This is a genomic window from Lentisphaera araneosa HTCC2155, from assembly GCF_000170755.1.
GTDB lineage: Bacteria > Verrucomicrobiota > Lentisphaeria > Lentisphaerales > Lentisphaeraceae > Lentisphaera > Lentisphaera araneosa.
Genome location: NZ_ABCK01000001.1, coordinates 324887 through 343482 on the forward strand (window position 1 = coordinate 324887; position 18596 = coordinate 343482).

The following is an 18596-nucleotide window of genomic DNA, read 5'->3' on the forward strand; positions in this document are numbered from 1 at the left end:
TGAAATGCTTTTTAAAGTAGAGGCTACTATTACACTAGATCAGAAAAATGATCACAGGATCCTAAGAAATGATTTATGGGGCAGTTTGTTTACTATGGTCGTGAAGATTTCTACAAGAAAAATAGCTGCGAACTAGCTGATTTAGCTCATTTGAAAATGGGTTTTAATTTAATCTGTTTCTTCAAGTGCATCTGGAGCTTTGCCGTGGTTGAGGAGTTTGTGTTTGAGTGCGACGAGGAGTTCTTTATCTTTGCAGTTGCTGACGAGGGTGATTTTCTTGCCATTGACTTTTAAGGATAAATTCCAAGACGTGGTCTTATCATTTGTTTTGGCACTCCAGCTGATATCAAACTTGGCATCATCTCGTTGACATTCGACCACTTTCGTTCCCAAGGGGTGTGTTTGTTTTACAATTAAGTTCTCGCCTTTGAGGGCGAATTCTCTTTTGATGAAAGTCGCTGAATAGAAGATGGCGAAAAAGACCAAAAAGAAGATGCCCACAACAAAGGTGACGAAGTACTCTTTATGGCTTATGGCAAAGCCAATGCCGACTCCAATGCCGCAAGTTACGATAAAGGTGATCAGAGAGGTGCTAATTCGACGCATTCTCGGCACAATGATCAGCAAACCCTGCCCAACCTTCTGCATGTGTATTTTGTAGCGCGGCAAAGCGCCTTCTAAATCGTACCCCGATTCGACTAATTTCTTCTCTTCAAATTCTTCAATAGGTTTATTTTGTGAGTCCTCGGTGACAAAAACGGGAACCCGAAATTCTTCTTTAAAATCAACACCTGGAGTTTCAGCGACTGCAGTGAGTACCCAGTACTTGCTATCTCCTGTGGATTGAGATATTTTTCCGCCACTAGGAATATCGAATTCCACTTCAATTTCTGTATTAAAGTTACTGCCATGCTGGGCTTTAATAATTTTGCTATCTTCCCAGAGCACATCTCGATGCGTCGTGGAATTCTTGCCTGAGCCCGTGCGGTATTGATGAATATTCTTGAGTGTGAGTTTAAAACCATCCATGGCTTGGACTTCAACGGGCACTTTAATGACGCCTTTGCATTGACCTCCGATAACAGCAGGAAAAGTCTCCATATGGAAATTCACCTTGCCATACTTTTTACTTCTAATGAAGTGATAGATAAAGGTTCCCACTAAACCAAAGGCAATGAGCTGAAAGAGTCCGATGATTCCATAAGCAAAAATGGGGACTTTTTTATCTGAGTTTAATACCCCCGCCCAAAAGGGAACCATAAATAAATTGAGAAAAACCGCGATGCCAAACAAGCCCCAAACGCCTTTTGAGGTCTTTGCCAAAATAACTGAGTCCTGCCAATCTTTGTTCCATTTCCATGGCTCATCTGGAGCTTTTTCTTGTAAGACCTTCTCTTTCTTTCTGGCCTTGCTAGAAAAAAGCCCTGAACACATCAAGCCGCCACCTACAAGAACAAATACTGAGCCGAAAGGAATCATAAAGACGAGCATTCTAGTGCGGTTTTTGCGATCTAAAATGACTTCTTTAGGATTGGAAGGATTTACATAACAAGGCACTGATTCATTATTGGATTTAGCTTTATTGAGCTTGTCATGAAAATTTTGGTGATAGCGTGAGACATTGCCAGTCATCATATTGAAGGCCACTTGACCGGAAGAGTAGTTTTTGCCTTCATAAGTGTAATTGTATTTTGCGATAAGTTTTACTGAGTCACCACGGCCATCTAAACTGACTTCAGTCAGAGTAGCGGGAACTTCTTTCCATTCACTCGCTAAATGATTGTGGTAAAGGGGTTTTAACGCCATAAAAATGACAAAGGCACCCGCGGCAAAAAATGGCATGCCAAATATAGTGAGAAAGATGACTGAAAAAATATTATTTTTAGTTTTCGCCATGAATCACTCCCAAATTATTTCCGACTCCAAAAAGATATTTTACGTGAGGAGTTTATCACCTTGTTCATTGACTCCCACTAAATTGCGCATTTCGCATTCTACTGCGAAAGTAAAAGCACAGACCTTTAACATATAGAGTAAAGGCATAAATAAAATGCCGATTAAAGGAATTGAATACACGATGCAGAATAGCCAGCCTAAACGCGCGGAATCTTTAAAGGGCATCTGACATAGGTCAGGAACTTCTATTTCTTCTTCCGCATAAACCATAACAACGGTGGCAATAATATCTTTTCCTGAGCTCCAGGCTACCCCCAAAAGAAAGATTGGGTAACCAATAAAAGGGATCCAACCCAAAGCAAAAAAGAGCAGAGTTACACCAAGGGTTCTGAGAGTGAGGCGCATACCCGTTTTCAATAAGCGCAATAACCAAGTCATACTGAAGGGAGTATTGGGACGATTCCGGCTGATTTTCATTACTGAAGCAATCATCTCATCGGTCCAGTAAATCATAAATAAGAAGGCTATACGCACAGCTAAATACACAATAATAAGGTAGGTTACACCGAGAATAATGAGTCCGCTAAAATCGCGAATCCATTGTTCGGGCGTGCTCAACCATTTCAACCAATTAGGCCAATTAACTTGACCTTGTACCATGGCTTCCAGTGGCTCACGCCCAAAAGCCTGAAAGACAAAATAGAAAGCCACACAGAGAGAGACTGATGCCAATAAGCAAATAGTCACACCAAATGCGTACTTCGCAAATAATTGTTTATCACGGGAAAAGAGTTTAAAGCCACCTTTCATGAGGCTGAGGCTCGTTTCTTTCTTTATTACCCTATCTAAGGCCGATAGGATCAATTCTTTTTGTTTAGGTTCTAGGGCTTGCCCACTAGGCTCCATTCGAGCTTTCTCCAATTTTTAATCTCATGTAATCCGCTCCTAGCATCATAGCAAAGGGAAGCATGAAACTAAAAACGAGCAACATTAGCACCCCTTTTAAGTAACGAAAGCTCAAATTTTTAAGCACTTTGTTGGATTGTTCTGCCTTGTTGAATTCTAAGCTCAAAAGTTCTTTAACTTTTTCTAGCTGATCTTCGATGGCCCAGTGGCTTGTGAGGTTTAAACGCAATTCATTTTTCATTTGAACAAGATCGTTTTGAACTTGAAGAACTTTGATTTTTAAATCCGTCTCTTTAACATCGACCGTCTTCTTATGTGAACCCACAAAGTTTTTGAGCACAATGAGCTTTTTGAGGTAAGAATGAGCGAGCTCCCTATTCTCCGCTTTGTCCATTTGAGCCCCTAACTCTTCTACATAAGTATAGTTTTCATCTAACTTAGTTTGGATATTTGCTAGGTTCTCCAAGGCTTTGGGGCCATAGACTGGCTCAAAATCACTGGCTTGAATTTCTTGCTCTTGATCTTCAATGAGGCCCTCTTCTTTATACATTTTAATGACAGTGGCAATTCTCGATAACATCTCCTCTAAATCTTTATTCAGCGTCTTCATGAGAAGTTCTTTATGTCCATTTATATCGGATTCAATTTGACTGAGTTCCTGACCTAGATCCTCTAGCTCCATTAAATTGCGGTAGGATTTATAGAGTTTCTCTTTTCGAAAGCTAGGAGCTTCTTCGCCAAACTGCAGCATCAAACCATTGAGGTTTGATTTGACTCGCTTGAGTTCAGTGTGAAGTTTTTCACTCTCATTACCAAGCGTATGGCTCGGTGCGTAAGAACTGACTTTGAGTTTACTGATATAATCTGCGATCTCGAGTCCAGAAATTAAGAGTCCAATAAAGAAGACTAAAAAGCTGAGGATCTTGATATTGCGGACAAAGAAATTGAGTGTTTTTAGATTTTTCACAGTCCAATGCTCTCCAATTTCAATTTCTTAATCTTTTCTTTTATGGCTTCATGATCACGTAGTTTTTGTGCTTCTTTTAACCATTTTATCGCTTCTAATTCGAGACCTTTATTTTCAGCTTCTTTGGCTTTTATCATTAGGTCAGCTTGCTTGAGGTAGGTATTTATATACCTCTTTTTAACTGGATCAGCAACATTCGAAAAATCATTCTCAATAACTTTTTTGGCTTTTTCTGGAGCGAGTACCGAATCATCTTCAAGGGACTTAAACTTCTTATCCATCTTAGCTCGCAACTCTTGCTCGCGTTTTTGCTCTTCTCGACGACGTTGAACTTGACTTGTACGTTCATTTTTCAAGCGTGCAGCTGTATCCATTTTCTCAATTTCTGCTGCCGTGTAATAACGATCGCCACGTTTGATTTTCCCTTTGGCCAATTGATCTTTTTCAAAACCTTCTACGAGGTGGGCATCCACTAGAGCGTTCATCCCCATCAAGCCGGATTTGAACTGCTCTCGCACTTTCATTTTATTGAGTAGATAACCAAAGCTACGGCATATATTACAAGGGATTTTATAGATGCCACTTCCTCCGCAAGTTTGGCAAAAGCCCGTGGCTTCACAGACTGGGCAATCCGTGCTGACTTCTTCAAAATTACCGTCAATTTTTTCTAACTTAATAATTTGTCCCTTACGGCATTCGGCATTGCGACAAGTTTTTGTCCCATTACATTTTTTACAAGCTCTACTATTTTTAGCTGAACCTTCGCAAACGGAACATTCATCACCAAATTGATCGACGCTACAAAAATTTAACCATTTACTATCACCAATATTTTGGCCGAGTTCATTTAAGGAATTGTAGGTGCGAGTGCCGTATTCAACTTTCCCCTGAAGGTACGCACCTAAGGCCGCATAAGCATAGGCACCTGCTTTTAACTCAGAATCCTCTAGTTTTTCCGCACTCTTAAGAAAGGCTCGGTAGGAGGCATAGTTGTCGGGTGCATTTTTATATAAAACCCAGGAAGATTTAAAAGCCATTGCCTCTTGGTAATGACTTACAGTTTTTTCTTCTTCTTGTGCAAAGAGCGAGAAAGTGAAAATAATTAATAAAAGTACGCGCATAAAATTCCAAAACTTTTCTTTTTAAAACGTTATACGCTAAACTTTATTGCCGGCGAGGCAAAGTAAATTAGAGATTTAAAATGAACTCTAAGGCAGAAAGATCACAATTTTTCACTGAATTTGGTGCTTCTGCACAAACAATTGGTTTTGCGTGGAACGCAAAGCCCTGCCCAGATGCATGGATCATGGGTAAATCATTGGCTCCGTCACCTACCGCTACTGTGAAAGCGGGATCAACGCCCTCTTTTCCAGCCAGTTCTAAAAGGCTTTCTTTCTTTACTTGACTATCGACGATTCCGCCGATGTGTTTACCTGTGAGGGCTTCTTCGCCACATTCTAAAACGTTGGCACGTACGTAATCAAAACCAAAGCGCTCTTGGAGTGAATCCGCGAAATAAGTAAAACCACCAGAGAATACTGCCGTTTTCCATTCACTCTGCACGAGTTTTGTGACGAGGCTCTCCATGCCCGGCATCAGTGGTAATTCTTCTTTAAGTTCATCGAGGGCTTCTAATTTCAAGCCATCTAGAAGAGCTAAGCGTTTCACAAAACTTCCAGAGAAATCTAACTCACCACGCATTGCTGCAGCAGTAACTGCTTTCACTTGGTCACCGACACCAGCTTTGACGGCCAATTCATCGATGCACTCACATTCAATGAGAGTGGAATCCATATCAAAAGCTATGAAGCCCGTATTATCCTTGAAGTAATCCATCGGCAATATTACACCATCAGATTTTGAGTTGGCTTGGAGCTTACTAATTAAACGCTCTTTAATCACTTGTACCTGTGCGTCTTCGAGCTCGAGGTGATAGATAAAGCAGTTGTAATAATCGTGGTTCTTTTCTTCTGCTATAGAGTAATCCATTTTCTCGGATTGAAAGAAGTATTCAACAGCAGATTTTGCCGAAGCCGAATCATTAAAAGGGGAAATCAAAAAGAAGTCGTATTTCATAAGAGTCTCAGGTTTAAATTTTATTTCGCTTAGCTTAACACTTTTAGCGCATCAGTGAAGTGAGTTTGAGCATTTTTATAAAACTTTGCGTTCATCGCGTTTAGTCTTGTTGGCTCAGAAACAAAAAAGGCCTCACGAGGAGGCCTTTTTTAATTGTAGAAAGTAGACTTAGGGAGTGAAAGTCGTAAATTCTTCTTCGATTGGATGTGCATCACTTTTTACTTCCCAAGAGGCATTGCCATTGAGGAGGTTCTGCAAGTCACCCATACCATACTTTTCTTTCACATCTTCAGTCTGCTGAATAACCGCATCGTTGTAGACTGGACGTTCAACCTGACGGAAGATACCAATTGGAGATGGTACTTCAGCACCTTGAAGGTCAGCTAAAATTTTAGCGTAAGTAGGTGAAGCTTGAGCTGTTTCGTGAGTCACGATATCATCTTCATTAACATCAGCTACGTTTTTAACTGTGAGTTCGAGGCCTTCGAAAACAAGACATTTATCTTTCTCTTTACCAAAGATGAGTTTCTCACCATTCATGAGCTCAACTAAGCGCTCACTACGAATTGTTCTTTCGAGAACATTATCGTGGGCACCATCGTTGAAGATAACGCAGTTCTGGTAAATCTCGATGAAAGATAAGCCGCGGTGCTTACGAGCTTCAGAGAAGACGTGCTGCATGTGCTTAGGGTTTGTGTCGTAAGTACGAGCTACAAAAGTAGCGCCAGCACTTAGAGCAAAAGACAAGGGGTTAATTGGCTCGTCAATAGAACCGTAAGGAGTTGACTTAGTTACTGTATCAACTTCAGAAGTTGGCGAGTACTGACCCTTAGTTAAACCATAAACCTTATTATTAAAGAGAAGCACAACCATATTGACGTTACGGCGGATAGCGTGCAAGAGGTGGTTACCACCAATTGATAAACCATCGCCATCACCAGTTACTAACCAGATATCTAGATCCGGATTAGCTACTTTAACACCTGTCGCTACAGACGGTGCACGACCGTGGATTGTATGGAAACCATGAGTATCCATATAAATGGGGAAACGACTAGAGCAACCGATACCAGAGATAACGACTTGCTGCTCTTTAGGGCGACCGATGTCAGCCATCGTTTTCTGTACAGCTGCTAGGATTGCATAGTCGCCACAACCTGGGCACCACTTAACGAGCTTATCGGATGTGAAATCTTTTTTCGTGTATTTTTTCTCAGACATAATTAAAGGTACTCACTGATACTGTTAACAAGTTCGGAAACGAGGAAGGGTTTACCTTCGATCTTACAAATCAATTCTGCGTCAATCGCAAATTCTGAACGAATGACTTTATGAAGTTGACCTAGGTTAATTTCCACGACTACAACTTTCTTGAAGCGAGATATGAGTGCCTCTAGATCGTTATGAAGGGGATTCAAATGTGTTAAATGTGTATAGGAAAGAGTTTTGTGCGTTTTACGCAACTCTTTAACTGCAGCACAAATACTACCATAAGTACCACCCCAGCCGATAACGAGTACGTCGCCTGAATCGGGACCCATAACTTCAAGTGAAGGTAAGGATTTGGCAATATTTTTAATTTTTTCTGCACGCTCTAAAGTCATCTTTTGGTGGTTTTCACCATCATAGGAAATATCACCGAGTGTGTTGTGCTCGAGACCTGTGAGTGTATGTTGAAGGTCCGGTGTACCAGGAACAACCCATTTACGTGCGCCTTTCTCATCGCGAGCAAAGACTTCGTAACCTTCCGCATCACCTTCATAAAACTCCACATCAACTTTATCAAGTGATTTAATATCTGGAACTCTCCAGAGGTCAGAACTGTTAGCCACAAATCCGTCAGAAAGAACGATAACTGGTGTCATGTACTCAACGGCAATTCTTACAGCTTCGCGAGCGGTATAGAAACAATCTACAGGAGATTTTGGCGCAATGACAGGGACAGAGATTTCACCATTATGACCATACATAGCAAGCATCAGATCTGATTGTTCAGTTTTAGTTGGAAGACCTGTAGAAGGACCACCGCGCTGAACATTGACCAGAACTAAAGGAAGCTCAACCATTGCTGCAAGACCGAGGAATTCTGTTTTTAAACATAAACCAGGACCAGAAGTGGCTGTCACACCTAAGGAACCTGCATAAGAGGCTCCGAGAGCCACACCAATTGAAGCGATTTCGTCTTCGGCCTGAACTGTACGCACATCATAGTGCTTGAGCTTTGCGAGCTCGTGTAAAATATCGGAAGCTGGAGTGATGGGGTAAGAACCGTAAACAAGTTTTAAATCACTTGAGAAAGTTGCCGTCGTTAAACCATAAGCTAAAGCACTATTACCCGTAACCTGACGGTATGTACCAGAAGGCATGTCATTACTTTTAATGGTGTAACGATTATTGAAGAGCTCAATAGTTTCGCCATAGGCATAACCTGCTTCGAGAGCAATTGTATTGGCTTCAATTAAAATAGGCTTTTTAGCAAACTTCTTTTTGATCCAGTTTTTAGAGAAATCTAATGAACGGTCATAAACCCAGTACATGAGTCCTAGAGCAAAAAAGTTTTTACAGCGCTTTTTTTCAGATGCTTTTAAATCGATCTCTTCGAGTGCTGTCTGAACTAACTTTGTCATGCCGACTTCTACGACCTGATAAGTTTCGTGGAGCACGGTATCGTTTTCGAAAGGATTGTGCTCGATACCAGCTTTGCGTAAGTCAATTGCGCCAAAAGAATCTGAGTTAACGACCAAAAGGCCACCGTGTTTAAGATCCTTCACATTTGTAATGAGCGCTGCTGGGTTCATAGCTACGAGAGCATCTGGAGCATCACCATGTGATGTAACAGGGTTCGAACTGAAGTTAACCTGAAAACCAGAAACACCGCCTACTGTACCAGCAGGAGCGCGAATCTCCGCAGGGAAATCTGGGAATGTTACCACATCGTTACCAGAAACCGCTGATGTATCGGTAAATTGATTACCGGTCAATTGCATGCCATCACCGGAATCGCCAACGAAGCGTACAACTGCACTTTCAATTTCTAAAATACTTGTCTTATTATCTGACATATTAAAAAATCCTGCAAAATATATAAAATTTTAATTAAATGATTGCGCAGACAGTAACATGACTTCTATTCTTTATAAAGAAGTTTTATTAACAAATATTCATAAATTATCCACTCTGACAAAGAAGGAACTGTTTATGCATTTACAAAGTCAAAAAAGCACCATGGAATCCTCTCAGTTAATCAAAGAAATCCTCTCGGCAAAAATTTACGATCTGGCAATAGAAACTCCTCTCAACAAAGCACTTAAACTCTCAACAAAGCTCAAAAACGAAATTTACCTTAAACGCGAAGACCTGCAATCCGTCTTTTCCTTTAAGATCCGTGGTGCTTATAATAAGATGAGAAAACTTGATCAGAATTCATTACAACGTGGGGTTATCGCAGCTTCGGCTGGCAACCATGCTCAAGGCGTTGCGCAAGCCGCAAATCATCTGCATATTCCCGCGACTATTGTGATGCCCACGACGACTCCTCAAATTAAAGTTGATTCAGTTGTGGAAAAAAATGCTGAAGTGATTCTTCATGGCGATAACTTTGATCAAGCTTGTCAGCGCGCCTTCGAAATAGAAAAAGAACGTGGCCTCACTTTCATCCACCCCTACGATGACTGGGATGTGATCGCTGGCCAAGGTACCATTGGCGTCGAAATTCTTAAGCAACTTAATGAGGAACCCGATTATATCTTCGTTCCCGTCGGTGGGGGGGGTATTGCCGCTGGCGTTGCGAACTTCGCAAAATACCTCAGTCCAAACACCAAAATCATCACGGTTGAATGCGAAGATTCGGCTTGCTTTAAAGAAGCTTTTCAATTGGGTGAGCCCACACAATTAGCTGAAGTGGGCATTTTTGCTGATGGCATTGCAGTTGGGAAAATTGGTGAGAATACTTTTAAGGCACTCAAGGATAATGTCGACGAAGCCATCACTGTAAGCACTGATGAAATCTGCGCAGCGGTCAAAAGCATATTTGAAGAAACGCGCGTCGTTGCGGAACCCGCAGGTGCCACCGCACTTGCAGGTGTGGTAAAGTACATCAAAGAAAATAAACTTCAGAATAAACGTATCACGACAATCATCAGTGGAGCGAACACTAGCTTTGGACGGCTCCGACACATCTCCGAGAGAACTGAACTCGGTGCAGAGAAAGAAGCTCTCTTCGCTATTTCCATCCCGGAAAAAAAAGGGAGTTTTCGCCATTTCTGTCAATTGCTTGACGGATCAAGTATTACCGAATTCAATTATCGCTATAACAATCCAGACCAAGCACAGATCTTTGTGGGGATTGAATTAAAGGATGGCGACAAGAGTCGTTTATCTATCATAAATAATTTGCAGCAATCGCATATCGATCACCTGGATCTTAGTCATAACGAAATTGCGAAACTTCACCTCCGTCATATGCTTGGAGGTCAATCAGCTGTAAAAGACGAACATTTTTATCGTGTGCAATTCCCCGAAAAGCCCGGTGCCCTACTCAAGTTTTTAAATGACCTCGGCTCAGAATTTAATATCACCTTATTCCATTATCGGAATCATGCCTCTGCTCATGGTCGTGTTTTATTGGGAATTCAGCATCCTGATAGTTCACTGATTGAAGCTCAGCTCAAAAAAATTGATTATCCCTACTTCCCAGAAGATGACAATCCCGCCTGCTCTTTATTTTCAGGTAATTGAATTGTTTTTTAAACAAAGCCTCAAAGAAAATTTAGAATTATTCCGTCAGCCCATTATTGTGCGGTTGAACAGCAATAGGAGTTGATGTGAAAATATATTTTAGTTTGCTTACCTTTTTCTTGAGTTACATGACTCTTGCCCAAAGCACCCTACCCAGTACAAGTGAAGAGGAGAACCCACAAAGCCCTTCGTCTTCAGTAGAATCTGCGCCGGCTCAAACGCCAGCTGTACAAGCTCCTGCAGCAACAACAGAAACTTCCCCCATGCAAACTCCTGCGCCAGAGAAAGAGCCCGCTCCGCTAAAGCGAAGTCAACTGGAGCTCTACCATAACCAAGCAACTCAATTAAAGAAAGTAACGAGCGAACTCAATAATCAAATCGAGGCTTTAGAAAAACTCAACCTCATTAATGACACTTCTAGAAAAGTTACTAAAAAAACACTGCCCAAAATTGAGGAGTCCATCACAGAGATTTTAAAATTATCGAAACAAATTCATCTATCCTATAAAATAGACAAGAAAGAAGCATCACAAAACGATGTGGACTTTAGTCAGAAAAACTTAAAATACAGAGAGATTTTTTTCAATTTAGCCACGGCATTGGATCAAGCTCAATCCAGCCGTGATTTTTGTTTTAAAAATACGACATCAGTTAACAAAAACTCTCTTGATAACTTTAACGCCGACTCAATAACAAGGCTAAAAGGTGAAATGAGTGAAGTCCTCACTGAGCTTAGATTTTATTATTTAACTTTGAATAAGCGCTTTCAAAAATCTTGGCAGGATTTCAGCACCTCCCCGATACCCCTACTCGCAGTTATATTCAAATCACTCTTTTTACTCTACCTTTTTAATTCTTGGTTTAAATGGCTTCAAAAAAGAGAGAATAAACGTCCCTCCACATGGCTTTGGTATTCACTTCAACTGAGCCCAGCCCTTAAAAAGGTTTTGATGGTTTATATCATAGCAACTCCGATCTATACCTTATTTACTTACCCCGACATTAAAATATATATAAAGATTTGTTACGTTTATGTAGCGGCCAACCTCGTTATCAATATTTGTAACTCTCTAGCATCTCGACGCAACTATACTTTTAACCAAGTAGATAAACCTGAGTTGCGTCAAAAGACACTCAAAATTATTGTTGGTTTTCTAGCTCTGATCTATGTATTCAAACGAATCTCACTGCTTTTTTTAGAAGGCTGTTGGATGATTCAATCTTGGATGTACTGGTTACTCGTTGCTTTATTTATTGCCGCATCTTATCACATCTTAAAAATCTGGAAAACCAATATTTTACAGATGATTGATGAGATCAGTAATGAAACATCAAACTTAAAGAAAATAAAGGGCTTCAGTAACAGAGAAGTATACAAGATCTTTACTGCGCTTTTAGGTGGTATTTATTTCTTTTTAAAAGGAACACTCCAATGGATTCTAATTACACTTTCTAACTTTGAAATCTTCCGGCCCATGATGGCATCTTTCCTCACTTTAAAAGCGATTCGACCCGAAGATGATAATGCCGAAGGTTTAAAGCTTATCGATGAAGAGCGGTACATACCCGCTGATTCAGACATACTCGTTAATGACTATGCGGCTCAAGAATTAGATCAAATTATAAAGCATGAAAATCGAACCGGAATGCATTTAATCACTGGTGAAAAAGGTTTAGGGAAAACAACTTTTTTAAAGCGATTAGAAAAATCTCTTAAGGAAAACACCAAGTTAATCTTCCACACTTGTGATCACACCAATGCCGAATCCTTCATCGAGAGAATGCAAGAAATTGTCAAGGAAAGTAAAAAGGATGATTTCCAAAGTACTACTGTACTCATTGATGACTTTCACCATATTTTCAAGGCTACTATTGGCGGTTTCGAAATAGTCGATCGCTTTATCGATCTGGTGCGAACTGAACAAGACTCTATGACTTGGTACGTTTCAATAAATAATGAATCTTGGCAGGTTTTGAAAAGAATTCGCGCAAAAAAAATTCTCTTTGAATCTGTGACTAAACTTCCAAAGTGGGATATGCCCCAATTGCAAATGATGATTTCATCACGTATTAAAAATCTCGGCATGAAAATCTCGTTTCAGGGCTTGGTGATTCCACGACATTTAGATAGCCCTCAAATAGATGGTCGACGTAAAAAAGACTTAAGTTACTACCGTATACTTAGGGATTACTCTGAAGGGAATCCGAGTGTTGCACTCTACTGCTTCAACCTCTCACTTTATGAAGGGAAACAAGGAGATGTTTTAGAAGTCAGATTGTTTAACCCTCCCTCACTAGCTGAACTCGAATCCATGCCTGCTTTAAGTTACTTTATCCTAAGAACTATTGTCCAAATGGCTAAGACGAATCGTGCCGATCTAAAAGATTGTGCAGCTGAGAAAAGCTCTTTAGTTGACGATAGTCTTCATCTCTTGCTCACTCATGGCTTTATCAAGGAACACGATGGTTTCTACAAAATTGCCACACGCTGGTTTCGACCTGTGATGATCATCCTTCAACGACAACACCTATTATCTAAGTGATGACTATGCGCCTTATTTTACTTACATTTCTTTTCTTACTAGCCCCCTCTCTTCTTTTGAGTCAGGAGAAAACTCAAACTGAGCCTGCTAATCCACCACAACAAATCGCTAGTCCTGAGCTAGTTTCACCTCCAGATAGTGAGCAAGGTAATCAAGTAGAGATCCCTGATTCTAATTTAGCTCAAGATACTTCTCAGCCAGCCAGCGAGGCTACTAAGGCCGATATCAAAGAACCCGCACAAGCACTTAATGAATCATCTGAAATCATTAAAAAGACGATTGAAGCCAGTGCTGATGAGGCCAGTGAATTAAGCTTTAGTAAAATAACACGATTTGTCCGACTTGGCGGAGTTATCATTTCGATAACACTTATTATCCTGACTATCATAATTTTACGAATTATGCACAGGTTAGTGGAACGCTTTAGTCTGCAAATCCCTCAGAAACGCATGCTCTTCCACAAGGTTGAAACAATCACCCAGTTTTTTATCTATGTGGGTGTTGCTATTAGTGTTTTTTTATTAAGCTTCCGTATTAACGATCAACTTCTGAGCATCATTGGGGGTACGCTTGCCGTATCATTTGGCTTTGCGATCAAAGATCTTATTGCTTCCTTTATTGCGGGCTTAATGATCATGATTGACCGACCTTTCCAAGTGGGCGATCGCATTACTTTTGATGGTCAATACGGCGACATAACGGCCATCGGTTTAAGGTCAGTCAGAATGCAAACTCTTACGGATGATACAGTAACTATTCCCAATAATAAGTTCCTAAGTGACAGTACGGTTTGTGGTAACTATGGTGAACTCTCAATGCAAATGACCATTGACTTTTATATTGGACTCGACCAGAATATAGAACAAGCCTGTACAATTGTCAATGAAGCCACCTCCACGAGTCATTATGTCTGCCTACCTAAACCGGTAGTCGTCTTAGTTAAACAAGTCATTATTGAAAACTACATGGCCTACCGTGTACGCATCAAAGCTTATGTATTAGATACACAATATGAAGCGGCTTTTGAAACTGATTTAAACCTACGTATTATGAAAGCTTTTAAAGAGCAAGAAATCCATCCCCCCTCAATCTTGCATCGCAATACCTAAAATGAATCAAGAAGAGTATTTTCAGCAGTTAGAATCGACTTCTACAGCCTTGTTTGATGTGGCTCTTGGACGCGATAGCAAGGAAGATCGTTATACCGAAATGAATGAAGTCGGTCGAGGCGCCACTAAACACATTTATAAAGTTTTAGATTTAAGTAGTGGTCGCACCGTCGCTCTCGCTCTTCCGAATGAAGATTTGAGTAAAGAACAAGTCCATGGCTTCTTAGAAGAAGCAAGACTCACGGCCTCTTTACAGCACCCCAACATCATTCAAGTCTATAATTTAGGTTATCGTCAAGATGGTAAGCCTTTCTTCACAATGAAATTGTGCTCTGACAAAAAACTGAGCCACATGCTTGCGGACTCGGCAAACTCACTCTTTGATTTGATGGGCATCTTCCTCAAAGTCTGTGAGGCCGTCTCTTACGCTCATAGTATGGGGGCTATTCATCGGGATATTAAAGACGACAACATCCTTTTAGGTGACTTCGGCGAAGTTTTACTTTGTGACTGGGGTTCAGCACAAATACTCAAGGACTCGATATTAGAGCAAGAAGTGGGACAGTTAATGAATCCCATTAGTCTTGGGACAAATGGTTTCATGTCACCTGAACAGACTCAAGGAGGTGAAGCCAGTGAATGTCAAGATATCTACTCATTAGGAGCCCTGCTCTACAAAATCTTAACAAAAGAAGAACCTTCAGCAACAGCAAGGCCACCACGAGAAGTAGACCCCACAATCCCTCTAAGTCTCGAAGCTATTTGTTTAAAAGCAAAAGCGACAAACTCTAAAGATAGATACCTAAATTGCGAAGAGCTTATCACAGATATCAAAGCTTACCTATCTGGCTTTGCTCCCCAAGCTGAAGGCGCTTCACTCAACAAGCATGTGTGGTTATTTTTAGTCAGGCATAAAAGCTTAACTTTATTTACTCTTTTTAGTTTTATTCTCATCACTTGTTTATCACTCTATTACATCGTCTCTCTTAAAGAAAAAGAAGCACAAACATCTATTGAACGTGATCGTGCAGAAAATGCCTTGGAACTCTACGACATTGAAAAATCCAGCCGCAAAAAAATTGCAGCACTGGGGGCTGACTACTTCTTTCAGCAGGCGGCGCAACTTATCAGTGCTCACTCGAGTCAACTTGCCATCGAATTATTAGAATCCATACCTACAAAGAGCTTAAGTAAAAAACAAGTAAAGAAAAAAAATATGCTTTATGGACGGATCCACTTTTATAGACAACAGTTCAATCAAGCCTTGGAGTACTTTAACAAAGGTGAAGTTTACAAAGATAATGAACTCATAAGGATAGCTAAATACTTTGTGAACAAAAAATCCAATGATAGCGAAAGGTTGAACAGTACTGACATAGTTAAAATTCTTGACCAGCTCTATCAAATTGAAATTCATCAGGCGCATTGCTTCTTTAGGGAGCAAGTTTTAGCAATTACAGATTATGAAGGCCAAATCCCCATAATTCAGAAAATGATTAAGCTCAATAACAAGATTGATGATGTGGATATTAAATTTGAAATCATTAATGGTAAGCATCACATGGATCTTTCCCATAACAAAAATATGCGCCGTTGGGAACCCGTAAGAGAAATGAAGCTAAATCATTTGAACTTATCTCACAGTCCCATAAGAATTCACTTTCATGTCCTTAAAGGAATGCCTTTGGAAAGTTTGAATATCGCCTTTACAAAAGTTAAAAATTTTGATTTCCTCTACACTCTCCCCAATTTAAAAGAGCTCATTATTGACAAAAGCATGATAAAGGGTTCAAACCTAAATGAAATTCTAGATGAGTTGAAAGATCAAGCTATTCAACTTAGTATTAAAGAAAGTTAACCCCACTCTTGATCCAAACGCCTTATTTCAGCCGTCAAGCGACGCAAGACACGTTCTTTGTAAACTGATACTTGATTAGGGCTCACATCCATTAACTCAGCTACTTCTGGACGTCTCCTGCCTTCCTGTAAGAGCTCAAAAATCTTGATCACTTTCTCGGAAAAGAGAGGACGAATATTATCCATGGCTCTCAAAACGGCGTATTTCTTCCAACTCTCTTCAGTAATGTTCTCAATCTCAGGGTCACTCATACTCTGATCAAAATATTTTTTATTGCGCTCTTCGCGACGCTGATGGCTCCGAAAAAAGTTCTTCACTTGATTTCCCGTCACCGTGCACAGCCAGGCACGAAAGCGGCCGTTCTTTTCATATTGAAACTCGGGAAGCTTATCCCAAAGTTTTAATAAAATATCTTGTGTGAGTTCTTCGGCTTCGTAATGGGCCACGTTCATACGACGACATACCGAGTAGATAAAGGGTCGATAAGTATCGACGAAATCTTCCCATGATTGCTCATCATGTTTATTTCGTACCTTTTCTAGAAGTGTGAGTCGCGTATTATCATTCATAAGTAAACTAATACCTTTAAAACCGCAGATTTAAAGTCTAATCCAAGATTGGTAACAGAAGCAACATCTAACTTTTTACCCTCGAGTTTTATTTATAATTTATTGAAAGCTTGTCAAAAAAAATCAAAGCCTGTCGTAGTTAAAGAAAAACACACAGGACCTAGATTGAGTAAACACGTAAAATTTGACCAGCTTTTAGCTTATGGTGCAGGTGGCATTGTGCCTATCGCCCTCTTCAATATCACCGGACAACTCATGGGCCTCATGGGGAATATTAGTCTAGGCCTAAGTGCTATCCTCATGGGCTTTATTATGCTCATTCCACGCTTATGGGATGCTTTTTCAGATCCAATCATGGGGTATATTTCGGATAATCATAAATCAAAAAATGGTCGCCGGCGTCCCTTCATCCTCTATGGCGGCGTGGCCGTTTCCATTAGCTTTGTTTTAATGTGGTGGGTACCGCGCAGCCAAGAATTCCAAGCATTGTTTCCATCTGAAGGCGCCTACCAGTGGTTCCAGCTCGCTTACATCCTCGTCTTTTTACTCATTTTTTATACTTCCTGTACAGTCTTTGAAATCCCACATGGTGCCTTGGGAATGGAATTGAGCCACGACCCTGATGATCGTACCAAGCTCTTTTCTGCAAAAAGCTTCATGGGAAATTTATTTGCCATGGGCACACCGTGGTTATTCTTTTTGGCTAACTTAGAGTTTTTTAAAGGAACAGGAAATGAAATTGATGGCATGCGTTACGTGTCGCTCTTAGTTGCCTTAATCGTCATCCCCTTATCTTTTTGGTCCTATAAGACACTTCGTGAACCTAAACAAGTTATCGAACCTAAGAAAGAACTCAAGATCAGCTTCATTCAAGAATTCAAAAACACCTGGCAAAATAAGACTTTCATTAAACTTATCTTCATCGTCTTTAGTTTAGCTATGGGCTTCAACTTCGTGGGCTTATTGGGTTACTACATCCCTATTTATTATATTTTCTCGGCGGATAAAGAAGCTGCAGGAGCGCTCTTAGGTTTCAACGGCATGCTGTGGGGTTTTACTGGCTTACTCGCCGTGTTCCCTTTAAATATGATTGCTCATAAACTTGGCAAAAAGTCTACTCTATTTATTGCGATTATGATTATGATTCTTGCCCAACTCACTAAAATTGTTTGCTATAATCCCGACTACCCTTACCTCATTGTGATTCCTACCATCATTCTCTCTATTGGTATGTCTTTCTTTTTTACCCTTGGAGCTGCAATGGTCGGTGATGTTTGCGACGAGAACACCGTCAAGACCGGAAAAACCAAGCAAGGAAGTTATTACTCCATTTATTGGTGGTTCATCAAACTAGGCACAGCTTTTGCAAGTATCATCACAGGATTTTTAATTAGCTCAGTTAATTTCGATGAAACGCAAGTTCAAAAAGCTGAAGCAATCACACAAAACATAAGAGAAATTCAAAAGTTCGACTTCCCATCTGAAGAGCAACTAAAAGAGCTTCAAAGCTCCATTGATAAATTCAAAACTCATATGCTTGAAAGTGAGCATAAAGATAAAGAAATGATTTTATCAAAGCTCTCTAGTATTGAAACAGGTATAACACACAAGTATAGCACGGATCTATACGATGAGCTTGAAATAACGAGCAAGAAACTGGCGAGCCAATCTACACACACACTTTTATGGATGAGAGTTGTGGAAATTGTTTTGCCTATTTTGCTTTGTCTGATCTCGGCAATCATCTGCTTCATTTATCCACTTGGCAAGAAAGAAGTCTTAGCCATCAAAGAACAATTTGATGCTAAGGAAGAAAATACATAAACTTCAATTATTCAACTATTTTGTACATGACAACTGAGATCTGTCCCGATGAGGGAGATCTCAGTTTTTTTATGCTTTATAATGAACTCCAAATCTCTACTTAATTTAAAT

13 protein-coding genes are annotated in these 18596 nt (G+C 40.2%); 5 read left to right on the forward strand and 8 right to left on the reverse strand.

Annotated elements, in window-relative coordinates; translation table 11 throughout:
* Positions 1-168 precede the first annotated feature (168 nt).
* The 7 genes from LNTAR_RS01150 to LNTAR_RS01180 form a co-directional block, all read right to left on the reverse strand.
* Positions 169-1896, reverse strand: coding sequence for a DUF3592 domain-containing protein (locus tag LNTAR_RS01150; RefSeq protein WP_007276776.1), 1728 nt, complete (start codon positions 1894-1896; stop codon positions 169-171).
* Between the two features lie 39 nt (positions 1897-1935).
* Complete coding sequence (locus LNTAR_RS01155) at positions 1936-2802, reverse strand: EI24 domain-containing protein (protein WP_007276777.1); 867 nt, start codon at positions 2800-2802, stop codon at positions 1936-1938.
* Positions 2792-3769: a hypothetical protein gene (locus tag LNTAR_RS01160; RefSeq protein WP_007276778.1), complete on the reverse strand. Its 978-nt coding sequence runs from the start codon at positions 3767-3769 to the stop codon at positions 2792-2794. Before LNTAR_RS01160 ends, LNTAR_RS01155 begins: the two co-directional genes overlap by 11 nt.
* Entirely contained in the window at positions 3766-4890 is a 1125-nt protein-coding gene (locus LNTAR_RS01165; protein ID WP_007276779.1) for a DnaJ-like cysteine-rich domain-containing protein, read from the reverse strand. The genes LNTAR_RS01160 and LNTAR_RS01165 overlap by 4 nt, the downstream gene beginning before the upstream one ends.
* Positions 4891-4957: 67 nt before the next feature.
* Positions 4958-5845, reverse strand: coding sequence for a phosphoserine phosphatase SerB (gene serB, locus LNTAR_RS01170; protein ID WP_007276780.1), 888 nt, complete (start codon positions 5843-5845; stop codon positions 4958-4960).
* Between the two features lie 168 nt (positions 5846-6013).
* Positions 6014-7066, reverse strand: a complete 1053-nt coding sequence (locus LNTAR_RS01175) for a 2-oxoacid:ferredoxin oxidoreductase subunit beta (protein WP_007276781.1) — start codon at positions 7064-7066, stop codon at positions 6014-6016.
* A gap of 2 nt (positions 7067-7068) precedes the next feature.
* Entirely contained in the window at positions 7069-8907 is a 1839-nt protein-coding gene (locus LNTAR_RS01180) for a 2-oxoacid:acceptor oxidoreductase subunit alpha (protein ID WP_007276782.1), read from the reverse strand.
* Between the two features lie 136 nt (positions 8908-9043).
* Between LNTAR_RS01180 and ilvA the strand changes: the two genes are divergently transcribed.
* From ilvA to LNTAR_RS01200, 4 genes are all read left to right on the forward strand, one after another.
* Positions 9044-10582 carry a threonine ammonia-lyase, biosynthetic gene (gene ilvA, locus LNTAR_RS01185; RefSeq protein ID WP_007276783.1) on the forward strand — a complete coding sequence of 513 codons (1539 nt, stop codon included), beginning with the start codon at positions 9044-9046 and terminating at the stop codon, positions 10580-10582.
* An 86-nt stretch (positions 10583-10668) separates the two neighbouring features.
* Positions 10669-13125, forward strand: a complete 2457-nt coding sequence (locus LNTAR_RS01190) for an AAA family ATPase (protein ID WP_007276784.1) — start codon at positions 10669-10671, stop codon at positions 13123-13125.
* Between the two features lie 5 nt (positions 13126-13130).
* Positions 13131-14234: a mechanosensitive ion channel family protein gene (locus tag LNTAR_RS01195; RefSeq protein WP_007276785.1), complete on the forward strand. Its 1104-nt coding sequence runs from the start codon at positions 13131-13133 to the stop codon at positions 14232-14234.
* A gap of 1 nt (position 14235) precedes the next feature.
* Positions 14236-16092, forward strand: coding sequence for a serine/threonine protein kinase (locus tag LNTAR_RS01200; RefSeq protein WP_007276786.1), 1857 nt, complete (start codon positions 14236-14238; stop codon positions 16090-16092).
* On the opposite strand, the gene LNTAR_RS01205 is transcribed toward LNTAR_RS01200, so the two are convergent.
* On the reverse strand, positions 16089-16661 hold the full coding sequence (locus tag LNTAR_RS01205; protein ID WP_007276787.1) for an RNA polymerase sigma factor: 573 nt from the start codon (positions 16659-16661) through the stop codon (positions 16089-16091). The two genes, LNTAR_RS01200 and LNTAR_RS01205, sit on opposite strands and share 4 nt — an antisense overlap.
* A gap of 165 nt (positions 16662-16826) precedes the next feature.
* Between LNTAR_RS01205 and LNTAR_RS01210 the strand changes: the two genes are divergently transcribed.
* A complete protein-coding gene (locus tag LNTAR_RS01210) occupies positions 16827-18485 on the forward strand; it encodes an MFS transporter (protein WP_157473119.1) in 1659 nt (552 codons plus the stop codon).
* The last annotated feature ends 111 nt before the right edge of the window (positions 18486-18596 follow it).

What these genes read in the sequence shown, in the direction of transcription:
- LNTAR_RS01165 (WP_007276779.1), bottom strand. Translation starts at nt 4,890, where the DNA reads ATGCGCGTACTTTTATTAATTATTTTCACTTTCTCGCTCTTTGCACAA.
- serB (WP_007276780.1), bottom strand. Translation starts at nt 5,845, where the DNA reads ATGAAATACGACTTCTTTTTGATTTCCCCTTTTAATGATTCGGCTTCG.
- LNTAR_RS01155 (WP_007276777.1), bottom strand. Translation starts at nt 2,802, where the DNA reads ATGGAGCCTAGTGGGCAAGCCCTAGAACCTAAACAAAAAGAATTGATC.
- LNTAR_RS01175 (WP_007276781.1), bottom strand. Translation starts at nt 7,066, where the DNA reads ATGTCTGAGAAAAAATACACGAAAAAAGATTTCACATCCGATAAGCTC.
- ilvA (WP_007276783.1), top strand. Translation starts at nt 9,044, where the DNA reads ATGCATTTACAAAGTCAAAAAAGCACCATGGAATCCTCTCAGTTAATC.
- LNTAR_RS01195 (WP_007276785.1), top strand. Translation starts at nt 13,131, where the DNA reads ATGCGCCTTATTTTACTTACATTTCTTTTCTTACTAGCCCCCTCTCTT.
- LNTAR_RS01205 (WP_007276787.1), bottom strand. Translation starts at nt 16,661, where the DNA reads ATGAATGATAATACGCGACTCACACTTCTAGAAAAGGTACGAAATAAA.
- LNTAR_RS01200 (WP_007276786.1), top strand. Translation starts at nt 14,236, where the DNA reads ATGAATCAAGAAGAGTATTTTCAGCAGTTAGAATCGACTTCTACAGCC.
- LNTAR_RS01150 (WP_007276776.1), bottom strand. Translation starts at nt 1,896, where the DNA reads ATGGCGAAAACTAAAAATAATATTTTTTCAGTCATCTTTCTCACTATA.
- LNTAR_RS01180 (WP_007276782.1), bottom strand. Translation starts at nt 8,907, where the DNA reads ATGTCAGATAATAAGACAAGTATTTTAGAAATTGAAAGTGCAGTTGTA.